The following is a 2,358-nucleotide window of genomic DNA, read 5'->3' as shown; positions in this document are numbered from 1 at the left end:
AGTTTAACACCTTATTCAAAAAATTCAAATTGAACGGTTTAGTTAAGTAATGCTTATTTTAATGATAAGTACTTGACTAATCGTAGGAATAAGGGAGCGGGACAGAATTCTTTTGAATTCGTCGTCCACTCCCAGCTTGCTTTGTTTGTAGAATTTCTTGATGAAATTCTCTTTGCTGGGGCCCCGACCCCAACTTGCTTAGCTTGTAAAATCACTTTCGTGATTTTTTGTGTTGGGGCCCCGCCCACCTCCGCATGGATGACTAGAACTGAGAAAAGCTTGATTTAAGCGCCTTCTCAGTTCAGTCAGCTACTGCGAATTTGATAATTAGCATTACTATATAATTTATGTCCCAGACTGTATTTCTCTGGAAATACAATTCCATATTTTTAAGTGTATATCAAAAACAAATAGAATTAGAAAAGCCACAAAGAAATTATAAATCAGTTTCTTTGTTAGCTTCTTCAATACGTGTATTTACTTTATTTAATAATGAATCGATTTTTTTACGTTGTGTACTATTAACAAGGATTAATACAGTTCTTTCATCATGTTCATTACGTTTTTTATCAAAGTAATCTTCTTGAGATAAATTTTTCACTGCTTTAACTACTTGTGGTTGTTTGTAATTTAAGTGATTAATAATATCTTTTAAATAATATTCATCTTCTTTACTTTGACTAATGTATGTTAAAACGGCGAACTCTTCAAAACTAATTGAAAATTCTTTTTTGATGATATTTTTTAATTTATCTGCGTATGTGATCATTGCTAATAACTCGAAGCAATCATTGATTTTTGAAATTGCCATTTTGAAACCTCCCCAATTTATGTGCGCTTTTTCTATTTTGCCCGTTAAATTATATATAACGTCCTATAATAGTTAAAAATACTTAAATAATTTAGATTAAAAGAATTTTATTAAATTAATTTAATGCTATATTATTTAGTTAATTATAACTAAATGGAATTAAGAAGTAAACAAAAAAGTACTTAATAAAACAATATTTTGATTATTATATTCTTTGTTTGAATTTCAAAGCAATTGATAAAAATCAATTAATTAAGAAAAATTATTATTTCACTCTATATAATAAAATTTATTCCGAATAGCTTATTGTGAAAAACTTATGGTTAATAGGATAGAAGTGAGGATGAAGGGTGTACGATAACTTTATCCCCAAAGTTTAATCCTTTAGATACCATAATATACCCATTTTTGGGGCTCTTAGTATATTCTATTCTTCTTTTAATAATTTTGTTGTTTTGTGTAATTAAAACATAATCATTTTCAAATATTGAATTTGTAGGTAGTTCTATTTTAGAACTTCCAACATCAATATCGAAATGACGACCAAGTGGGTAATGATCTTGGGTGGAAATATCTACTTGATAAATGGATTCTCCTTTTTCCACTTTGTGAGGAATTTGAGAAATAGATAAAATTTTACCAGTGAATAATTTAGCGTGCTTTGTTGTAACATTTACCTCTTGGTTTATTTTAATTTGATCTAATTGGGATTCAGTTATATTAGCACGAATAATATGTTTTTCGCTATTAATTTGCATTATTTTTGTATTTAATTTAGAAGGATGTGAATCTAAGACGGTTACTTTGCCATGAATAGGGGAATGAATACGTGTTTGTAGCCGATTTTGAAGTTCAAGTATTTGTGTGTTAAGCGCTATGTGTTGTCCGCCTGATGGTTTCGGTGATTGGTTGAGAAGAGAAGCTAAAGCTTTCTTTTTAGAGACAATCATTTTCTCGAGAATAGGGTTATAATAGTCTATCAAAGGTGCATCAGAATGAATGGTTTCACCATTTTTAACAAATAAAGAGGCAACATTGCCTAAAGAAGGATTGAAATATAAAGTGAAGCTTTCTTGAGATTGCTGTTCACCAGTAAAAGAAAGAGAATATTGAGGTTTGGCAGTGAGCGTTTCTATTTTTGAAGTGTCTGGTTCGTTAGGTATTTTTGAATAAATATAATAGCCGAAGGAGATAATCAGGAGGATAAGTGCAGTCACTAAAAGTTTTAATGGGGTAAAAAATGTCTTCAGTAAAATCACCTCTATAAAGTTGTTATACAATGATTATACAATGGTGATGAGGCTGTGACAAAAATAATATAATGAAGCTATTTTGCAAATTCGCAGTAGCTGACTGAACTGAGAAGGCGCTTAATTCAAACTTTTCTCAGTTCTAGTCACCCTTGCGGGCGGGGCCCCAACAAAGAGAATTTCACTAAGAAATTCTACTAGCAAAGCAAGTTGGGAGTCGGGGCCCCAGCAAAGAGAATTTCATCAAGAAATTCTACAAACAAAGCAAGCTGGGAGTGGACAACGAATTTAAAAAGA

2 protein-coding genes are annotated in these 2,358 nt (G+C 30.9%); both read right to left on the bottom strand.

Annotation, left to right across the window (positions count from 1 at the left end; genetic code table 11):
- Positions 1–436 precede the first annotated feature (436 nt).
- On the bottom strand, positions 437–811 hold the full coding sequence (sarA, locus tag KA858_RS10200; RefSeq protein WP_053030732.1) for a global transcriptional regulator SarA: 375 nt from the start codon (positions 809–811) through the stop codon (positions 437–439).
- A 323-nt stretch (positions 812–1,134) separates the two neighbouring features.
- Positions 1,135–2,028, bottom strand: a complete 894-nt coding sequence (locus KA858_RS10195; RefSeq protein ID WP_348634758.1) for an efflux RND transporter periplasmic adaptor subunit — start codon at positions 2,026–2,028, stop codon at positions 1,135–1,137.
- Between the last annotated feature and the right edge of the window lie 330 nt (positions 2,029–2,358).

This window comes from Staphylococcus sp. GDX8P80P, assembly GCF_017893095.1.
Lineage (GTDB): Bacteria > Bacillota > Bacilli > Staphylococcales > Staphylococcaceae > Staphylococcus > Staphylococcus borealis.
This window is presented reverse-complemented; position numbering and strand designations above follow the sequence as displayed.